Raw genomic sequence first — 1,010 nt, forward strand, 5'->3', positions numbered from 1 at the left:
CCACCGAATCCATTGTCCTGGATTACCCTCATCCCTACCTTCGCGATCTCACCGGCCTTGATGATGCCACCCTTGAATGCAACGCCACTGAGTCCGAATTCTTTGTGGTTGATGGGATCTACCCCTCCCCTTCTCTTGCCTGCCCACAGGTCTGCTGCACCGTGGGTGGTGCCTGGGCTGCCTCTGTCAGCTTGTCTCCTGTGTGGCACCCTCCCACCCGTTTCCTTTCCTTGGCGCCGGCCCGCTCTGCTGTCCACCGCCTCCCCAAGCCTCCCCCTTGGGACATTGGCCGCATTGCCCCTCCCTGGGTCATCCGCGATCACTACTTCGCCGACTATCACGATCCCCATCCTCTCCTCCACCAGCTCCGTGGTGGCATGCCTGGCCCCGGTCAGGGGGGGTTTGTGCCCCCTGGCCCACCCTCCTCCTCGGCTGCTCCTTCCCCTGCCCCCCCTGGGGACTTGGCGTCTGCCATGCTTGAGGTCTTTCGCAGCTCCCAGGAACAGTCCCTGCACCATATGTCCCAGGTCCAATCACAGAGCCTCCGTGCCCACCAGTTGACTTCTGACGGCCAACGCCATGCTCTCCTCCAGAACCTCCGCGCTACCTCCATTTCGTCTATCCCTAGGCTGCCCTCTGAAAAGACAGCCGGCTCCCTTCACCTCTGGGAACAGGGTGTTCGTCAAGCCATGTCCAATCCGGGCTGGTGTTATGACTCTCCCTCCGGTGTCTCTATCCGTGTGGCTGACACCGCTGAGACCGATATGGACAACCCAGAGGCCATTATCGTCTCCCACGCCATGGCTGACGCTCTCTTCAACGTTGCTGGTACCGACCCTGTCATCTCCACTCTCCTGGCTCGCCACCCTCCCATTCGCTCTCGTGGCCCCGAGTTGCTTCACTCCATCCTTGACTCCTTCCTTCCCACCGACCTTGGCCACTACCCGGACCGCCTCCTCGGCTTTCATTCTACTGCCCAGGGTCACCAGGAGTACCCCACCCAGTACCTC

The 1,010-nt window shown here is 61.5% G+C and carries 2 protein-coding genes; one reads left to right on the forward strand and one right to left on the reverse strand.

What is annotated here, in order from left to right:
• Positions 1-350, reverse strand: a 350-nt coding sequence (locus tag ACRCYW_RS15570; RefSeq protein ID WP_438550962.1) for a hypothetical protein, incomplete at its 3' end; no start/stop codon positions are given.
• A 414-nt stretch (positions 351-764) separates the two neighbouring features.
• Between ACRCYW_RS15570 and ACRCYW_RS15575 the strand changes: the two genes are divergently transcribed.
• The coding region (locus ACRCYW_RS15575) for a hypothetical protein (protein ID WP_438550963.1) at positions 765-1,010 on the forward strand (246 nt) is incomplete at its 3' end.

The sequence above is a fragment of the Aeromonas sp. genome (genome assembly GCF_051657805.1).
Classification (GTDB): domain Bacteria; phylum Pseudomonadota; class Gammaproteobacteria; order Enterobacterales; family Aeromonadaceae; genus Aeromonas.